The organism is Vibrio sp. PBL-C16, from assembly GCF_034321865.1.
Classification (GTDB): domain Bacteria; phylum Pseudomonadota; class Gammaproteobacteria; order Enterobacterales; family Vibrionaceae; genus Vibrio; species Vibrio alginolyticus.
In genome coordinates this window covers 1420344-1438194 of the sequence record NZ_JAXLNY010000002.1, presented here as the reverse complement: position 1 = coordinate 1438194, position 17851 = coordinate 1420344, and the positions used below count along the sequence as shown (strand labels likewise).

Sequence of the window (17851 nt, the reverse complement as noted above, 5' to 3'; positions counted from 1 at the left end):
TTGATTAACATTTAAACAACATTAATGACTTACCGTACGCACGCGTAATTTGGCGCATGTTAAAGGCATCATGGCGTAACTCTATTGAGTACGGCGTACATATCACCATTGGAATCTTCGATCGTTAGCTCATTCTTGTTGAGCTTATACGTGGTTCCATGCTCGCCATTTTCATACAGCAGAACCAAAAACTCATCTTCTGTGTAAAACACACCTTGTTTGATGGACTCATCTCCTTCTTCGTTCGAAACCCTAAACATGAACACGAAATCAGGTTGAAGTATCAAATCCATCTGATTAATGTTGTTGGCCACAAGACCGTCGCCAGATACGTGAGAGCTAGACCAAATACCTGCAAGTGAATTAGATAATCCTTTAGTGAACGTTACACCATTAAGATCAAGCGTATTATGGTTGTTGCGATAGGCATAAATTTGAGGCTCGTCGGTGTTTAAACCAAGAACGATGGTGTCTTCATTTGCGTTATACAGCCCTTCCCAATGGTCAACGGAATAGTCTTTCTTTTGAATATCAATAGAAAAGCTGTAGTCAGAACCTAATGAGAGTTTGATCGCGCGAAAGTTTTCAGCCGACTCTTCGGGGTTTGGGTTCATTAAATACCAGTCTCCGATGAGAAACGGCGTGTCAAAGTGACTTAATTCATCTTCTCTGGTGTTTTCTCCACCAAACACACTAAAGCAGCAAAAGCTAAGTAAAATAAAGAACCACTTCATATCGGCATCCTTATCGTTTTCTTTTAGCTTAGCCAGTAGTCCTCACTTTCGCGAAATTTTAGATGTAGATCACGTAAATTATTGGGGGAAAATAAGCGAATATCTTGCTCGATATCGAGACAGCGGAAGACAAAAAGGCATAAAAAAAGAGTGAATCTGAAAGACTCACTCTTTTTATTCTAAATTGCCAGTTCTTATGACTGATTTTCCTGCTTAAGTAGATCGACCATAATCGCGACAGACTCATCTAAATAAACATCAGGAGCCTCGTAGTCTTTTGGTATGTCATCCAATGTTTTGAATGCTTTTTTACCCAAAGCAGCTTGACGTTCATTTATGCGTTGTAATCGAAGTGCTTCCGCTTTATCCGATTCAGCTTTACGAACTTTCTCGTTCAAAGACAAAGTATTATCGTCTTTTTCTTTACGATATTTCTCGATGTCTTCATTGATAAAGCGGAACTCCATCTCATCAGAAATACGCTTGTTATGAAGAGCAGTAAGTTTTTCAACTAAGGCGTCGTTACTTGGAAACGTTTGATATTGTGCTTTATCAATCTGATCCCAAGGTAAAGCATTGTCTTCAACACTTTCACCAGTTTCAGAAGCCTCAATTGGCGTTGGGTACGAAATATCTGGTGCAACACCGCGATTTTGCGTACTTCCACCGTCAATACGATAAAATTTCTGAATCGTGTACTGAACATAACCTAGCTCTTTATCGAAAAGATCATAAATATGATTCAGTGAACGATGTTGCTGAACTGTACCTTTACCGAAAGAGTTTTCACCTAAGATGATTGCACGATTATAATCTTGCATTGCCGCTGCAAAAATTTCAGATGCTGAAGCACTGTAGCGGTTAATCAATACCGTCAATGGGCCATCATAACTCACTTTTCCATCGGTATCGGCATTCACCTTGATGCGGCCATAGCTGTCACGGACTTGAACTACAGGGCCTTCTTTAATGAATAGACCTGTCAATGCCGTTGCTTCTGTTAGCGCACCACCGCCATTGTTGCGTAGATCAACGATTACGCCGTCAACGTTTTTGGTTTTCAACTCAGCTAGTAATTTATCGGTGTCTTTCGATAAGCCGACGTAGAAACTTGGTACTTCTAAAATACCAATCTTCTTACCGTCTTTTTCGATGATTTCTGACTTAACCGCACGATCTTCTAAGCGAACTTTGTCACGAACAATTGTGACAATGTAACTCTTCGCATCGTTACCTTCTGGCAAGATCTGTAGATTAACCTTTGTGCCTTTAGGGCCTTTGATTAACTGAACAACATCATCCAGACGCCAACCGATCACGTCGACAATTTCTTCACCGTCTTGTCCAACACCAGTGATTCGGTCCCCTTCACCAAGTTGCTTACTCTTTGATGCCGGACCGCCAACAACAAGTGAACGAATTACTGTGTAATCGTCTGTCATTTGCAAAACGGCGCCGATGCCTTCTAGAGAAAGATTCATTTCCGATTGGAATTGCTCGGCATTACGTGGAGAAAGGTAGCTTGTATGAGGGTCAACCTGTCGCGCGAAGGCATTCATATACAACTGAAATGCGTCTTCATTGTTGGTCTGTGTGATGCGCTTCATCGCGTTGTTATAACGCTTCTCTAAAACTTCTTTAATCTCTGGCCACTCTTTGCCAGTCAGTTTCAGATTTAACGCGTCATATTTCACACGCTTGCGCCACAACTCGTTGAGCTCTGCTTCGTCTTTTGGCCATGCGGCCTCAGAGCGGTCTAACTCTATCTCGTCATCGGTATCAAACTTGATCTCTTCATCGAGTAGAGTTAACGCATAAGCAAAACGATCGAAACGCTTCTGCATTGAGAGGTTGTAAACATCAAAAGCAATTTGGTTGTTGCCCGATTTAAGCTGATCATCAAGCTCGACTGACCAATTTTTAAATGAGCTGATGTCTGCTTGAGTGAAAATATTTCTATTGTAATCAAGCAACTCTACATAGCGTTCAAAGATCGCTTTAGAGAAATCATCATTGAGGCTGAAGTGCTTATAATGAGAGCGGGTAAATCGCGAGGTGACTCGTTTGCTAGCTGTTTCATGCTGAACTTCAGGAGAAAGAACCGGCAGGTCATCTTTATGTAGTTTGGCTTCAAGAGCCTGAGCTGATGCTGCTAGCCATAAGCTAGCAGCAATCAGGGTCACTTTTGAACGGCAATTCATGCGTAGGAGTATCTCCTTTATGCGCGCAAGTGCTCCGCTTTCACAACCATTTGTAGGCCGTTAGCAAGTTGAACACGTACATCATCCTTATTGATTTCAACAATGGTCGCTGCCATGTTTCCTTTGCCCATGTTCACGTTAACTGCGTTACCTACTGTGATTTCATCAGCATTTAGAGCGCGCGTTTCTACAGGCTTAGTTGGTTTTTGTACTTTTGGTTTATTAGTACGACGAGGCTGTTGAGGCTTTTTAGCCGCAGGTTTCACTTTCGCCTTACCCTCTTCACGAGCTTTTTGTGCTTGTTCTTTACGACGAGCCTGAACTTTCGCCTTGCTTTCTGCAAGTGTCGCTTTCGCGTGTTCAACGTGCTCTTCTTCTAGCTCACCACAAGGGTTGCCATCTAGGTCTACACGTACTGCACCTGGTTTTACACCGTGTAGGTAACGCCATGATGAAGTGTACTGTCTTAACGCTGCACGAAGCTGTGTTTTGCTTACTTTTTCGTCTTCATTTAGACGTTCCGCAAGATCTTGAAAAATACCAATTTTCAGAGGTTTTGCTTCACCTTCTAAAGTAAAGCACTTAGGGAAACATTCAGCAATATATGCAATAACTTCTTTGCTGTTTTTTAACTTTTCAGTCATGAGGGGTCCTGATTTGAGCGGATTTCCGCGAGCATTAAGAAAAAATATTCTCGTATTATAGTGACATGCCAAGGAAAAACCACACTCGAAGGCTAATTTATGCGTCGTTCGCGTGTGAATTAAGCAGCTTTTCTACTTCAACCATGAAATGAGTGAGACCTTCTTCGTCTGTTTCATTAAATCGGCCAATACTTGGACTATCAATATCAAGTACACCAACCACCTTTCCATTAATAGAAAATGGAATCACAATTTCTGAATTGCTCGCTGCATCGCACGCAATATGCCCCTCAAATTCGTGAACGTCGTATACTCTTTGTATAGTATTAGTTTGTGCAGCAGTACCGCAGACGCCTCGACCCATTGGGATACGAACACAAGCTGGTTTTCCTTGGAACGGACCAAGAACAAGCTCTTCACCTTTTGTTAGGTAAAAGCCTGCCCAGTTAAGATCGTCAAGTTCCATGAAAAGCAATGAGCTCAAGTTTGCTAGGTTCGCAATAAAGTCTGGTTCAGACTCAATTAGAGCAACAGCTTGTTTGGTTAGTCTTTGGTATTGTTCTAAGTTCATATTAACTTCCTACTTACTATAAAAGCTTCCATTCTCAATGTATGGCGCTAAAATGCAGCCCTACTTTATAATAGGACTTATTCTCAATTACAATGCTTCTGAAAAATGACACTATTAGCCGTTCTTGGTTGATAACACAAGTAAAAAAGCACAAGTCCAAGCTGATCATAGCGAACTTGATAGCGGTGCTTGCAACCTTGATTAGTGTTCCAATTCCCCTCCTCATGCCTTTGATGGTTGATGAGGTCTTATTGGACCAACCTGCAAAAGGCTTAGATGCCATGAATGCCATTCTCCCTGAAGCGTGGCACACTCCGACAGGCTATATTTTCTTCACCCTGTTCTTGGTTGTTCTTATGCGAGCTGCGAGCCAAGGATTAAATATCCTTCAAAGCCGACAATTTACGCTTGTTTCAAAAACCATCACGTTTGAGATGCGCAGTAAAATGATCGACAAACTCGGCCGTATCAGCATCCGACAATACGAGACCAAAGGTAGCGGAGGAATCAACGCACACCTTATCACTGACATTGAGACCATTGATAAATTTATTGGTTCTACGTTAGCAAAATTCGTTATCAGTTTTCTGACTGTTATTGGTACTGCTATCGTTCTACTTTGGCTCGATTGGCGACTTGGTCTGTTTATCCTGTTAGTTAACCCTATTGTCATTTACTTCTCACGTAAACTAGGCAGTATGGTTAAACATCTGAAACGGAAGGAAAATCATTCTTTTGAAATTTTCCAAAACCGTTTAGTTGAAACATTAGATGGAATCTACCAACTACGCGCGGCCAATAAAGAGCGAGAATTTCTCCAGCAACTCAAAGACAGTGCGAACCAAGTTCGCGTTGATGCAGACAAGTATGCTTGGCAATCTGAAGCGGCTGGTCGCGTTTCTTTTCTTCTCTTTTTGATCGGCTTTGAATTATTCAGAGCTGTCGCAATGTTAATGGTCATGTTCAGTGACCTTACTATTGGCCAAATATTTGCCGTTTTTGGTTACCTATGGTTCATGCTTTCTCCTGTTCAAGAGTTGCTTGGGATTCAGTTTTCTTGGTACAGCGCTAAAGCCGCATTAAAACGCATCAACGACTTATTAGAGTTAGAAGAAGAGCAGAGACCGGTTCCTAAGGTAAATCCTTTCAAAGAAGGTAGAGAAGTTGATGTTAAAGTAGAAAACATTAATTTCTCTTACAATAATGAAAACAAAGTCCTAGATAATCTTTCTTTACATATGCCGGCAGGAAAGAAAGTGGCGTTGGTTGGTGCAAGCGGCGGTGGTAAGTCAACCTTGATACAATTACTTATTGGGGTTTACCGTCAAAACTCCGGTAGCATTCGCTTTAATGATGAATTAACAGAAGATATTGGTTTTGAAGTAATTCGCGACAAAATTGCCGTGGTATTACAGCAACCTATACTATTTAACGATACCTTGAGGCATAATCTAACGCTTGGTGGGAATTTTGACGAAATGTCACTTTGGCGTGCGCTTGAAGTGGCTCAGCTGCATGATGTAATTTCTCAACTTAACCACGGCTTGGATACTCAAGTTGGTCGTAATGGCATTCGTTTGTCAGGAGGTCAACGACAACGGCTTGCCATTGCTAGAATGGTGCTGAGTAATCCTCAATTTGTTATTTTAGACGAAGCCACGTCTGCGCTAGATACCGCTACTGAAGCGGCTTTACACAAAGCACTGACCGAGTTCTTACGTGGTAGAACAACATTAATCGTTGCGCACCGACTATCCGCTGTGAAACAAGCCGATTTGATCTACGTGCTTGAAGATGGGAAAGTGACGCAAACAGGTACTCATGGTGAGTTAGTTGAGCAAGAAGGCTTATATCAAACCTTATATGGGGGCATACAGTCCCACGCTTAAATCGTTCAAGCTAGAGAGGTCGTTATGACCTCTCTGTCTAAGCACGCCATGCAACCCAATAACGTACGTTTGTGCCAAGGTTGTGAATTGCCTGTCGACATCGTCGACTTACCCCATGGCAAAAATGCACACTGCCCTCGTTGTGGTACACAATTATATCGCGGAGGTAGCCCTAGCCTCTCTGGTAATCTAGCCGTCGCGATAACCTGTATCCTACTATTTATTCCATCGCACTTTTTTAACTTTATTAGCATCCGACTCTTTGGTGTGATGATTCCGGCAACCCTGCCTTCAGGGATGATCACATTGATGGAAGAAGGATTTGTTCTTCTTTCATTGCTCATTCTATTTTGTAGCTCTCTAGCGCCACTGACGGTTTGTGTTTCAGTGGTAACGGCGCATATTTCTTTACATCAACGATGGTTCCGTGGGCTTCGTATCTCACTGTGGCTAATTCAACATTTGAAGCATTGGGTTATGTTGGATGTGTTCTTAGTTAGCATCGCCATTTCCTGTTTTAAACTCCAAGATTATTCCGACATTTTCGTCGGCCCAGGGTTAATTGGTCTGGTTCTTTTGCAGATATTTACCGTTTTGTTAGTTTCAAGAATCAGCGTGCGTCGTTATTGGGAAGCTTGGAAACCAGAAAGTTTATATGCTTTTGAGCATAAAGATGTGCATTGCCATGAATGCCACTTGTCCCAGCCTGAAGGTGACCATTGCCAGCGTTGTCATCACGAGTTATATCATCGCAAGCCAAACTCCATTCAGAAAACATGGGCTTACCTCATCGCAGCAACGGTCGCCATCTTCCCCGCTAACCTGATCCCTATTTCCATCTTGCTTACCAATGGTAAGCGTTTGGAGGACACTATTTTTTCAGGCGTGGCTGGTTTGGTAAAAAGCGGCATGTATGGAATCGCTGCGATCATTTTTGTTGCCAGTATCGTTGTCCCGGTGATTAAAATACTTGGGCTCGCCTACATCATGCTTTGCATCCAATTCAAACGTTCGGTGTTTAAGAGACAACGAATGATGGTTTACTTTGTTGTTAAATGGATCGGTAAATGGTCTGTGATGGATTTGTTTGTTATTTCTATCATGATGACGTTAGTCGATCGTGGTCAGATACTGGATTTCACACCAGGATATGGCGCGGTAGCATTTGGTGTTGTCGTTGTATTGACCATGCTTGCAGCAGAAAGTATTGATCCAAGGCTAATCTGGGACCAAACAAGCCCAAAACAATCAGAAAAAGAGTCAATGAATGAGTGATCAGAACAGTTCTCAAACGTCATACGTACCAGATGTAAAGCGGAGTAAAGGCATATCTCCTCTTTGGCTGTTGCCAATTTTGACCATGGTCTTAGCTGGCTGGCTTGTGGTGAAGTCGATACACGATGCAGGACAACGAGTGCAAATCTATTTTTCTGATGCCGCTGGTCTGGTCGCCGGCCGAACCACTATCCGTTACCAAGGATTAGAAGTCGGCATGGTAAGAGACATTAACCTCACCGAAGATCTCGGCAGTATTTATGTCGATGCTGATATCTATCCTGAAGCTGCAAAGTTACTGAACGATAAAACACGCTTTTGGTTAGTAAAACCAACAGCTAGCCTAACGGGAGTTTCCGGACTGGATGCGCTCGTCTCAGGTAACTACATCTCGATTCAACCCGGAGATGGTCAAGAGTTTGAGACAACATTCCATGCGTTAGACTCTGCTCCAACAGATTTACGCGTTTCTCAAGGTTTGAATATTAAGCTCAAAAGCCGTGATTTAGGTGGTGTATCGGTTGGCTCTCAAATTGTTTATAAGAAAATCCCAATCGGTGAAGTGTACAGTTACCAGCTAGATGAAGATGCAAAATCTATCACTATTCAGGCCAACATTCAGGATCAATACCGACATATCATTAACAACCGCAGTCGATTCTGGAACGTCAGTGGAATTGGTGCCAGCATCGGTTTTGAAGGTGTCGATGTAAGACTAGAAAGCATGAGTGCCCTCCTAGGTGGCGCCATCGCCGTCGACTCTCCGGATGATGGTGAGCCTGTAGAAGAGAACACCGAGTTCCGTTTGTATAAAGATTTGAAAACTGCTGGTCGAGGCATCGCGGTTAAAATCGTCCTACCTGATGACAGCAAGATAAGCGGAGAAGGCGCTCCAATTATGTATCGCGGAATCGAAATTGGCCAAGTTACGGACTTGAGCCTTTCCGAAGGTCGAGAAGTGATATTGGCGTCAGCGGCAATTCAACCCGCTTTTAGTGACATGCTGACGACAGGTACTCGATTTGTTTTAGAAGAAGCAAAAGTGTCCCTTTCTGGTGTTGAAAACATTGCTAATTTAGTGCGAGGAAACTTCTTAACGATCGTGCCGGGCGCGGGTGAACGCTCTCGCCGCTTTACTGCCATTCGTAAAAACGTGTTTAACCAACAGCAAGAAAAGTCCATCGCGATTCGGTTGGTGTCCGACAATTCGTTTGGCCTAGATAGCGGTGCCAATGTACTTTATAAAGGCATCGTTGTTGGTTCAATTATCAAAGTGGGCCTAGTTAAGGAAGATAAAAAATCACAACACGAAGTATTTATGGATGTATTGATTGACCATGAATACAAACATCTGATCAAATCAAACAATCGTTTTTATGTAACCGGCAGTGCGTCAGCAGAGTTAACTGAATCGGGGCTCAGCGTTACCGTTCCTCCAGCAAAGCAGTTGTTAACCGGGTCAATTAGTTTTGTGAGCGAAGGCAAGCAGGATATTCAAAAAGAGTATCAACTGTTCCAAAATGAATCATTGGCTGAATTGGCGCAGTACAATCAAAGTGGCTCTAGGGCTCTAACACTATTTGCTTCTGAATTGCCGCCGATTTCCAAAGGCAGCCCTCTACTCTATCGTAATCTTCCAGTTGGTAACGTCTCCGATTTCCAACTAGTTGATGGCGGAGTACTAATTAAGGCTACCATCGAAAACCGCTTCGCTTATCTTGTAACGCCACAAACCGTTTTTTGGAATCGTTCAGGGATCGAGATAGATGCATCATTAGCCGGAGTTAGTGTGAAAGCGCACCCTTTAAAATCGTTAATCGAAGGTGGCATCGCTTTTGACTCCGTGCCAGGCGTTGAAAACAAAATCGGAGAAAACTGGAAGCTGTATTCTGATCAAAAAACCGCTCGCAAGTTTGGGCGCGTCATTGCTTTAGAAACCGACGGTTCGCAAGAGATAGCTAAAGGAATGCCGATTGAATATCAAGGTGTTAAAGTTGGTGAAATCACTCTGGTTGTACCGAATTTTCGTCGTAACATGGTTGAAGTCACTGCAAGGATCCTACCTGAATACGTAGAAAACATTGCTGTTGAAGGCTCACATTTTTGGCTAACTGAACCAGAAATTGGTTTAGGTGGCGTTAAAAACCTCGGGGCGTTGGTGTCGAAATCCATCAGTGTTGAACCAGGTAAAGGTAAAGCTAAATTTGATTTTCAATTAGAAAATAGTTCAGAACGCGTGCATGGAATCATGTTTACGTTACAAAGTGAACAAAGAGGCTCAGTACAAGTCGGTACACCTATTCTTTACCGCCAGATGGAAGTTGGCCAAGTGACCGACGTAAGCCTAGGAGAATTTGCTGATCGCATCGTCACGACTATCAAAATACAGCCTGAATACGCTTACCTCGTTCGTCAAAACAGTGTGTTCTGGAATGTTTCAGGAGTAGATGTTTCCATCGGGCTTACCGGCGCTAACATCAAAGCGGGAACCTTTGATAGTTTAGTTCGCGGAGGAATTGCGTTTTCAACGCCAGAGCAATCGACTATTCCACCAGCGGCAAAGAGTGGGCAATCTTTCTTTTTGTATCCACAAGCCGAAGAAGGTTGGACTCAATGGCGTACAGCGATTCCTAAGCCGTAGAATAAAGCTCAATTCACGTACAATTGAAGTTTGAGCACTTTAAAAGAGCAGCAATCGCTGCTCTTTTTTAATGCTCGGCCCTTGTCACTATTCGTTTCTGCTTCGCTTTCGTATATTATTTGCCACAAATTCTGCAAACGAGATCCCACATTGCATCCTAATGTTTACATCCCAGACGCGTTTCTGGAAAAAATCCAAACGATCCTTCCTGCTCACCTCAACATGGAAGACTTTATCGCGTCTTGCCAAAAGCCATTGCGCAAAAGTATTCGAGTTAATACGTTGAAGATCACTGTTGAAGCGTTTCTAGAACGAGCAGAAACAAAAGGCTGGAAGCTTTCTCCTGTGCCTTGGTGTGACACGGGGTTTTGGATTGAAGCGGACGAGTCAGTTGTACCATTAGGCAACACAGCAGAACACATGTCTGGCTTATTCTACATTCAAGAAGCCAGTTCGATGATGCCGGTATCTGCTCTGTTTATGAATGATGAATCTTACGATGCCGTGTTAGATACCGCAGCCGCTCCAGGCTCAAAAACCACTCAAATTGCAGCTTTAATGAACAACGAAGGTGTACTTGTGGCCAATGAATACGCCGCAAGTCGTGTAAAAGTACTGCACGCTAATGTGGAACGTTGTGGGGTACGTAACGCCGCACTAAGTAACTTCGATGGACGCGTTTTTGGCGGTTGGCTACCAGAACAATTTGATGCGGTTTTGCTCGACGCGCCTTGCTCTGGAGAAGGCACCGTTCGCAAAGACGAAGATGCGATGAAAAACTGGACGCAAGCTTCCGTACTCGACATCGCTGACACGCAGAAAGATCTTATTGAAAGCGCCTTCCATGCATTAAAGCCCGGTGGTGTGATGGTTTACTCAACATGTACGCTCAGTACAGAAGAAAACCAACAAGTTTGTCATCACTTGAAAGAAACCTTTGGGGATGCTGTAGAGTTTGAAAGCCTTGAGAACTTGTTTGAGAACGCAGAGGCAGCTCTAACTGAAGAAGGCTTTTTGCATATTTTCCCGCAGGTCTACGACTGTGAAGGGTTCTTTGTTGCAAGAATTCGCAAACTGGCTGCTGTTGAGGCGCCAGAAGTCAAAAAGCGCATGGGGAAATTCCCCTTTGCTAAAACTTCAAAAAAAGAATCGACAGAAATTGCTCAACAACTCCAAAGCGCGTTAGGTATTAAACTTCCAAATGACAGTTCTGTATGGCTTCGCGATAAAGATGTCTGGTTATTCCCTAATGCTTTAGAACCGATGATCGGCGAATTACGCTTCTCCCGTATGGGTATAAAGATCGCGGAAGCCCATAAAAATGGCTACCGTTGGCAACACCAAGTCGCGACTGCCCTGGCGACAGGTTCTGAAAGCAACGCCATTGAACTCAGTATTGAAGAAGCGCGCGAATGGTACATGGGGCGTGATGTTCGCCCACAAACCATTCCTGAGGGAATGAAAACAGGTAAAGGCGAAGTACTTGTCACCTATCAAGGCGCAGTTATTGGCCTTGGCAAGTGGGTAAGCAACCGAATAAAGAATGGTCTTCCTCGCGAATTAGTACGAGATAAGAACTTATTTTAAAGAAGTAGCGAATCATAAATAAATGAAAAGCCATCGTATTTGCGATGGCTTTTTAATTCGTAAGTATGAAAGCAACTGGGCTCGCTAGCGATCCGGATACGCTGTACTAAACTAGTTGTATCAAAGTAATGCTTTGATGTGGCATTTCTCTCTATGTTCACCAACAAAATTATTGTTGGACAAGTTTAGCGCAGGCTCTGCGGAGCCGTTTCCCCTAGGCCCAAAAAAAGGAAAAGTTTGGGCCGTTTTTTTGGCTGCAGATCCGCTATACGTGAGTTAGGACTACGCTAGACGAATACCGTCTTTCTCAATGACAATTTTACCCTGCTTGTATAAGCCACCGATGGTCTTTTTATAAGTCCCTTTACTTGTGCGGAAAGCATCAAAAATCGCTTCAGGAGACGACTTGTCATTCAAAGGCAAAAATCCGCCTTTCTTCTCTAGCAGGTCAAGGATCTTACTAGAAAGATCGTCCATTTTCGCCACACCAACTTTTTGTAGAGCAAGGTCGATTTTGCCATCTTCACGAATGTGCTTAATAAAGCCTTTCAGCTTTTTACCGATGTAAAGCTTACCAAAAACATCCGATGGGAAAATCATGCCCCAATGCTTACTGTTAACGATAGCTTTATAACCAAGTTGACTACGCTCTGCGATGATCAAATCAACTTGCTCGTTAACTTCATAATTCGCTGGAGTTTTATCTAACCATTTATTGAACTTAGTCGTACCAACAATGCGACCTGACGCTTTGTCGGTATAAACATACACTAAAATGGTTTGTCCGGCAGAGAAGCGAGTGCGTTGCTCACTAAAAGGAATCAGTAAGTCCTTTTCTTTGATGCCCCAATTTACAAAAGCACCTGTCGCATTCACACCCTCAATCTTCATTAAACCCCATTCACCCACTTGGGCAATTGGTCTTTCAATGGTCGCAGCAAGTTGGCTTTCTGAATCGAAGTACAGAAATACGTCTACATGCTCACCAATTTCAGTACCCTCTGGTACATACTTACTAGGTAGTAGAACAGAACCGTAATCATCGCCATCCAGAAATACGCCAAAATCAGCCTTTTTAATGACTTCTAAGCTGTTAATTTGACCAATTTTAATCATTGATTTTGTCTCTTTTTAAATTTACGTGGAATTATACCTAAACTAACAAGAAAATCAGAGAGAAAAGCATAGTGCTCTGTTATGCTGTTGTCGTTCAGCTATATGCCCCAGTCACTCTTTTAGCACTCTTATACTTATCTGCTCAACGGAACGCATAAGTTAAGAATGCTTTAGCAAAGTCAGGAGCTTTCTTTGGTCACCGTCGATAAACAAGACTCAATAACATTAAAAATCAGTCATGCACTCGCAAAGAGCAAAAGTGTCGACCTAGATATTTACTTTTTTATACCTGGTGAGCTTGGTTTAAACGCCGATATCATCAGTGAATCCGAATTTTATTACACCTCAATAACACAGCAACGATCTTATTACAGTACTGAAATCCTTCTTCCGCTAGTACACAGTCGACTTGCCAAACGTGGACGCCTGTCGAATCAGCAATACCGAGTAAGTTTGAGTTTGTTCGCTTACCAATACGTTATCGCGCTAGACAAAGCGGTAGCAAGTTTAAACAAACATGAGAACAACTCCGTAACGGAAGATGAAGTGGACGAAGTTATCGAGCTCACGCTTGAGATCTTAAAGCGCTTGCGGCGTTCTATTCCTTACGAAGAGAACTTAAAACGCTACTACGTTAACATCGATAACTATCTGTCTTGGTATACCGAGCAAAAGTTCCTGTCACTGGTGGCCCACCTACCACGTGAAGGCGACTATGGCACGATCAAGAAGCGCCTGATCACGCTATGTGAGAAAGAGCAAGCCCATCGTAAACTCAACAAATACAACTCATCAAGAGTCGTTGAAGACGTTACTCGCTTATCTAACAAAATGCGCTTGCTAAGGCGATTGATTGAACACCCTATCGTGCTTCGTGAAGAAACCATATCGATGGGTAACAACATCAAGCGTGCAATCAAAGGCATTGCAACCGGTTTAGTTATGGTTGTCGTGACCTCTACCGTGATTCTCGCTCGCGATTATCTGGGGGAAATTTCTGCCTCATTCATTATCGCGATGTCTTTTATTTACGCTTTACGAGAAATCTTTAAAGATGATTTACGCGATGCTATGTGGCGATGGATCCGTAAAGGCAAGCCAAAATGGCGTAAGAAGTATGTTGATCCAACGACGAAAAAAGTGGTTGGCAAAAAATTGGAGTGGCTCGATTATCGTACCTTAAGTAGCTTGCCGGATAAGATTCAAAGAATACGTAAAAAACGCGTCGTTCAACGTGAAGAGCAGATTCTTCATTATCACGAGAAAACCGAAATGGCGACCTCTCTTTTCTTGAGTGGTTACGAACAAACGAGAGAAACATTGAACATCAGTTTACGCCCTATCATCCGCTTGATGGATAAAAGCTCAAATCGAGTTTACCGTTTAAATGAAGGTCAAGTAACCAAAGAGTCAGTAGAGAAACGTCATTTGCTCAATGTGATTGTCAAAGAGGACAACCACACCGATGAGCCTGTTTATTACCGCTGGAAAGTGGTCTTAAATCGCTCCAAAATCGTCTCTATCGAGAAGATTGAACTCAATTAAGCCAACGCCTTTAAACAAACGAGCCACAAACCACTAGGCAGCCTCTTTTCTTTGTTGGGCTGCTTTTTTTATCGAAAGAGTAAGCGAGAATTCAGCCATTGGCTCGTCACCATGTAAGTTAGGACACAGCGCGACAATTTTTACGTCACGATTTACTCGTTCACCTGTTGCCAAGGTGTGCTCGAGCATCTCATCAATGACATGACCATCGTTACAAACAAAGTGCACATCGGCTTCCGGGCGCTTTAAAAACTCGGCTTTCACACCTTTAAATGCTAGCGAGATCGCTTCTCCCTTTTCTTGCGCTTTACTCATAGCAAGAAAACCACCAGCAACATCAGCGCCAACGGCTAAAGCGCCGAAATACATGCTATTCAGGTGGTTCTTCGTTCTTCTGCGCAATGGGATACGAACCTCAACATGCTTGCTATCTATCGCAATGATTTTAGGGTGGCAAAGCCAAATCAGCGGCACTTTCGAAAAGCCAAACAGATTTAGATACAAATTCGCACGACGTAGAGCTGATAACATTTTGGTCTCCTTACCAATCTAGTCAGACCAGTTAATCAACGAAAGAAATAGATGTCAAAGAAATGTTAACAAAAGCTCGATCTCACGAGTTATTTAACCCTCACAAAGTGACGGCGTCACCCGTAAGGTATGAAGTTTATCGCAGTTACTTAGATTACCTTACAGCGAGATAGATAAAATGGTTATAAATTCAAATGTATATATATTGATTTAATGATCAAGTTTTGTCATTTATACATAAGTCATTTAAATGAATACCTACACCTTTGTATACAATTCGGTATTTCCTGGCGAAGATTCCCGTGAAACGGTTTATTCCTGCCTGTAATTCCGTTATCTTTACCCCTTCGCAATAGAGAATAAAGCTATAACATGCCTATAAAAACAGATGAATTGAGAACCCAGCCTTTGGGTCCAATGCCTACCCCAGCAGAGCTAGGTAGTGTACATCCTATTACGGATGACGTTGCAGACCGTATCGCTCAATCTCGTCGTCAGATTGAAAACATTTTATCGGGTGAAGACGATCGCCTTCTTGCGATTGTAGGTCCGTGTTCTGTTCACGACACTGAAGCTGCCATTGATTACGCCACTCGCCTGAGTGAAATCCAAGACAAGTACAAAGACGAACTGTTTATCGTGATGCGTACTTACTTTGAAAAGCCTCGTACAGTAGTTGGTTGGAAAGGTTTGATTACGGACCCTAACCTAGATGGTTCTTACGCACTTGAAGCTGGTCTTCATAAAGCTCGTAAACTACTACTGGATATCAACAAGCTTGGTCTTGCGACTGCTACTGAGTTTCTTGATATGATCACTGGTCAATACATCGCGGATTTGATCACTTGGGGCGCGATTGGTGCTCGCACAACGGAATCACAAATTCACCGTGAAATGGCGTCGGCACTATCTTGCCCAGTTGGTTTCAAAAATGGCACAAATGGCAACGTAAAAATTGCAATTGATGCAATTCGCGCATCGAAAGCATCGCATTACTTCTACTCGCCAGATAAGAACGGTCGAATGACGGTTTACCGCACAAGTGGCAACCCTTACGGTCATATTATTCTGCGCGGTGGAGAAAAAGGCCCTAACTTTGATGAAGCATCAGTCAAACAAGCATGTGATGCTTTAGCTGAGTTTGGATTGCCACAACGTTTGGTTGTGGATTTCAGCCATGCAAACTGTCAGAAGCAACACAGAAAACAAATCGACGTAGCTCAGGACATTTGTAACCAAATTAAGTCAGGCAGCACTCGTATTGCGGGTATCATGGCTGAAAGCTTTATTCTTGAAGGCAATCAGCCAATGACTGACATCAATAACCTAACGTATGGTCAGTCTATTACAGATCCATGCCTAGGTTGGGAAGACACTGCTACAATGCTAGATATGCTGGCAAGCGCTGTTAAGTCCCGAAAGTCCCTATAACAAAATAATCAAGGAATCTTCATGCCATCGTTTGATATTGTTTCTGAAATCGATACGGTTGAACTACGTAACGCCGTTGATAACGCTAACCGTGAATTGTCTACTCGTTTCGATTTCCGCAACGTAAATGCGAGCTTTGAGCTAGTAGAAGAAAACGTAAAAATGTCTGCGGAAGGTGACTTCCAACTTAAGCAAATGCGCGATATTTTACGCGGCCACTTAGCGAAGCGTAACATTGACGCGAACGCAATGGATGCACAAGACCCAGACGTTACTGGTAAAAACTGGCACCAAACTCTGCTTTTCCGCCAAGGTATTGATACTCCAACGGCGAAAAAAGTAGTGAAACTTATCAAAGACGCAAAGTTAAAAGTACAAGCCTCTATTCAAGGCGACAAAGTACGTGTTACTGGTAAGAAACGCGACGACCTGCAAGCGACAATGGCAGCGATTCGTGAAGCAGAGATGGGTATCCCATTCCAGTTTAACAACTTCCGTGATTAATCAATCTGAGAAGTAAATAAAAACGCCAGCGCATAATCCGCTGGCGTTTTTTATTGGCTTTAGTGTAACGAACTACGTATCCACTTTAGCATTTGGCATTGCTAGATAACTAAGTCCTGCCCTTGCAGCAATACGAATTCGCTCGTTCCTTGTGGTATGAACACGCAAATTCGAAGCTTTTCAGCTTTAGCCTTGGCCAGCATATCCGAAAGCTCAGCAGCGCTCGAGAAAGCTTCTCTTTCTGCATCTCTTCGTATTAGTTCTAACACATTCGCTTCACATCGAGTTGAGTACAGAGCCAGCTCCGCTTGTTGCATATAGCGTACGGCTTTTATTGGCAACATCTCAACATCTTTCCCAACATGAACCCAAGTACAACTTCCCTTTTCATCTAAAGGTGTTGCCATGGTCGCTTGGTAAATTGCTTCTAACTCTCGATTATCTCGTGCGTTTTCAACCTCGGGATTCGAGAAGAATTGCTCCCAAAACTTACGGCGTAAATCGACGCTAGGCAATGCCTCTTTAATTGAGTTTCGCTTTGAGTTAGCAAAATCCGCCATCAACCCCATGTTTTGTGGCAGTATCGATTCAAGTTTTTCACGGATGTTTCGAATTAAAACTGGCGAAGCTCCACCACTAGAGATAGCGATTTGGATGCGGCCACGATTAATCATAGACGGCGTGATGAAATCACAATAAGGCTTATCATCCACAACGTTAACCAAGATGCCTAGCTCTTTGGCATCTTTGTACACTTGGTGATTTAGCTCAGGATTGTCTGTCGTCGCCCACACTTGAACAAAGCTTTTAGTGACAATGTCACTCGAATAGAAACGTTGTACCCAGCGCAGTTGATGCTCAGAAGCAAGCTTAGACAGAAAATCAACCAACGTCGGAGAAACGATAGTCACATCCGCCCCAGCCTTTAGCAACGCTTCCACCTTTCGGCTTGCCACCTCACCGCCACCCACGACGAGAACGGGTTTATTAATTAAATCTAAGAACAGAGGAAAATATCGCATTTCAATCCATGATTACTCTAATTAGCTGTTGTAGACCATGCTACCAAAAATGGGGCAAGCTCATCACCCTGTTTCGGTATCACAAATAATTTTTGTTTGAATTTTTACTAAACTTCACCTTGCTCAGCTAATGACAGTTTTAATAACAACTTTTTATTCT

At 43.0% G+C, this 17851-nt stretch carries 14 protein-coding genes; 7 read left to right on the top strand and 7 right to left on the bottom strand.

All coding sequences use genetic code 11. From position 1 onward, the window contains the following. Window positions 1–68 precede the first annotated feature (68 nt). The 4 genes from UQW94_RS14880 to UQW94_RS14865 all read right to left on the bottom strand — a co-directional run bounded on the left by UQW94_RS14880 (window position 69) and on the right by UQW94_RS14865 (window position 4150). Window positions 69–734 carry a hypothetical protein gene (locus UQW94_RS14880; protein ID WP_005377438.1) on the bottom strand — a complete coding sequence of 222 codons (666 nt, stop codon included), beginning with the start codon at window positions 732–734 and terminating at the stop codon, window positions 69–71. 194 nt (window positions 735–928) lie between these two features. Next, complete coding sequence (gene prc / locus UQW94_RS14875; RefSeq protein WP_158156488.1) at window positions 929–2935, bottom strand: carboxy terminal-processing peptidase; 2007 nt, start codon at window positions 2933–2935, stop codon at window positions 929–931. A gap of 17 nt (window positions 2936–2952) precedes the next feature. After that, a complete protein-coding gene (proQ, locus tag UQW94_RS14870) occupies window positions 2953–3579 on the bottom strand; it encodes an RNA chaperone ProQ (protein ID WP_031781145.1) in 627 nt (208 codons plus the stop codon). A 97-nt stretch (window positions 3580–3676) separates the two neighbouring features. Next, on the bottom strand, window positions 3677–4150 hold the full coding sequence (locus UQW94_RS14865) for a GAF domain-containing protein (protein ID WP_005377433.1): 474 nt from the start codon (window positions 4148–4150) through the stop codon (window positions 3677–3679). A gap of 92 nt (window positions 4151–4242) precedes the next feature. Between UQW94_RS14865 and UQW94_RS14860 the strand changes: the two genes are divergently transcribed. The 4 genes from UQW94_RS14860 to rsmF all read left to right on the top strand — a co-directional run bounded on the left by UQW94_RS14860 (window position 4243) and on the right by rsmF (window position 11542). Continuing rightward, window positions 4243–6039 (top strand): ABC transporter ATP-binding protein, encoded by a 1797-nt coding sequence (locus tag UQW94_RS14860; RefSeq protein ID WP_005377431.1) that lies wholly within the window; start codon window positions 4243–4245, stop codon window positions 6037–6039. Window positions 6040–6063: 24 nt separating this feature from the next. Further along, window positions 6064–7314 (top strand): paraquat-inducible protein A, encoded by a 1251-nt coding sequence (locus UQW94_RS14855; protein ID WP_005377429.1) that lies wholly within the window; start codon window positions 6064–6066, stop codon window positions 7312–7314. Then, window positions 7307–9955 carry an MlaD family protein gene (locus tag UQW94_RS14850; protein ID WP_017634276.1) on the top strand — a complete coding sequence of 883 codons (2649 nt, stop codon included), beginning with the start codon at window positions 7307–7309 and terminating at the stop codon, window positions 9953–9955. Before UQW94_RS14855 ends, UQW94_RS14850 begins: the two co-directional genes overlap by 8 nt. A gap of 150 nt (window positions 9956–10105) precedes the next feature. Next, window positions 10106–11542 (top strand): 16S rRNA (cytosine(1407)-C(5))-methyltransferase RsmF, encoded by a 1437-nt coding sequence (gene rsmF, locus UQW94_RS14845; protein WP_158156489.1) that lies wholly within the window; start codon window positions 10106–10108, stop codon window positions 11540–11542. Window positions 11543–11824: 282 nt separating this feature from the next. On the opposite strand, the gene UQW94_RS14840 is transcribed toward rsmF, so the two are convergent. Beyond that, on the bottom strand, window positions 11825–12658 hold the full coding sequence (locus UQW94_RS14840; RefSeq protein WP_322142339.1) for a S1 RNA-binding domain-containing protein: 834 nt from the start codon (window positions 12656–12658) through the stop codon (window positions 11825–11827). Window positions 12659–12850: 192 nt separating this feature from the next. Between UQW94_RS14840 and UQW94_RS14835 the strand changes: the two genes are divergently transcribed. Next, window positions 12851–14203 (top strand): hypothetical protein, encoded by a 1353-nt coding sequence (locus UQW94_RS14835; protein WP_005377421.1) that lies wholly within the window; start codon window positions 12851–12853, stop codon window positions 14201–14203. 33 nt (window positions 14204–14236) lie between these two features. On the opposite strand, the gene UQW94_RS14830 is transcribed toward UQW94_RS14835, so the two are convergent. Then, window positions 14237–14734: a DUF4442 domain-containing protein gene (locus tag UQW94_RS14830; protein ID WP_005377418.1), complete on the bottom strand. Its 498-nt coding sequence runs from the start codon at window positions 14732–14734 to the stop codon at window positions 14237–14239. 372 nt (window positions 14735–15106) lie between these two features. Between UQW94_RS14830 and UQW94_RS14825 the strand changes: the two genes are divergently transcribed. Then, window positions 15107–16165, top strand: a complete 1059-nt coding sequence (locus tag UQW94_RS14825; protein WP_005390197.1) for a 3-deoxy-7-phosphoheptulonate synthase — start codon at window positions 15107–15109, stop codon at window positions 16163–16165. Window positions 16166–16186: 21 nt separating this feature from the next. Continuing rightward, entirely contained in the window at window positions 16187–16669 is a 483-nt protein-coding gene (locus UQW94_RS14820) for a YajQ family cyclic di-GMP-binding protein (protein WP_005377415.1), read from the top strand. Window positions 16670–16770: 101 nt separating this feature from the next. Here UQW94_RS14820 and UQW94_RS14815 read toward each other — a convergent pair whose 3' ends face one another. Continuing rightward, a complete protein-coding gene (locus UQW94_RS14815; protein ID WP_005390199.1) occupies window positions 16771–17691 on the bottom strand; it encodes a precorrin-2 dehydrogenase/sirohydrochlorin ferrochelatase family protein in 921 nt (306 codons plus the stop codon). Between the last annotated feature and the right edge of the window lie 160 nt (window positions 17692–17851).

What these genes read in the sequence shown, in the direction of transcription:
- UQW94_RS14855 (WP_005377429.1), top strand. Translation starts at nt 6,064, where the DNA reads ATGACCTCTCTGTCTAAGCACGCCATGCAACCCAATAACGTACGTTTG.
- UQW94_RS14880 (WP_005377438.1), bottom strand. Translation starts at nt 734, where the DNA reads ATGAAGTGGTTCTTTATTTTACTTAGCTTTTGCTGCTTTAGTGTGTTT.
- UQW94_RS14860 (WP_005377431.1), top strand. Translation starts at nt 4,243, where the DNA reads ATGCTTCTGAAAAATGACACTATTAGCCGTTCTTGGTTGATAACACAA.
- UQW94_RS14830 (WP_005377418.1), bottom strand. Translation starts at nt 14,734, where the DNA reads ATGTTATCAGCTCTACGTCGTGCGAATTTGTATCTAAATCTGTTTGGC.
- UQW94_RS14850 (WP_017634276.1), top strand. Translation starts at nt 7,307, where the DNA reads ATGAGTGATCAGAACAGTTCTCAAACGTCATACGTACCAGATGTAAAG.
- UQW94_RS14815 (WP_005390199.1), bottom strand. Translation starts at nt 17,691, where the DNA reads ATGCGATATTTTCCTCTGTTCTTAGATTTAATTAATAAACCCGTTCTC.
- UQW94_RS14825 (WP_005390197.1), top strand. Translation starts at nt 15,107, where the DNA reads ATGCCTATAAAAACAGATGAATTGAGAACCCAGCCTTTGGGTCCAATG.
- UQW94_RS14865 (WP_005377433.1), bottom strand. Translation starts at nt 4,150, where the DNA reads ATGAACTTAGAACAATACCAAAGACTAACCAAACAAGCTGTTGCTCTA.
- UQW94_RS14840 (WP_322142339.1), bottom strand. Translation starts at nt 12,658, where the DNA reads ATGATTAAAATTGGTCAAATTAACAGCTTAGAAGTCATTAAAAAGGCT.
- prc (WP_158156488.1), bottom strand. Translation starts at nt 2,935, where the DNA reads ATGAATTGCCGTTCAAAAGTGACCCTGATTGCTGCTAGCTTATGGCTA.
- UQW94_RS14820 (WP_005377415.1), top strand. Translation starts at nt 16,187, where the DNA reads ATGCCATCGTTTGATATTGTTTCTGAAATCGATACGGTTGAACTACGT.
- proQ (WP_031781145.1), bottom strand. Translation starts at nt 3,579, where the DNA reads ATGACTGAAAAGTTAAAAAACAGCAAAGAAGTTATTGCATATATTGCT.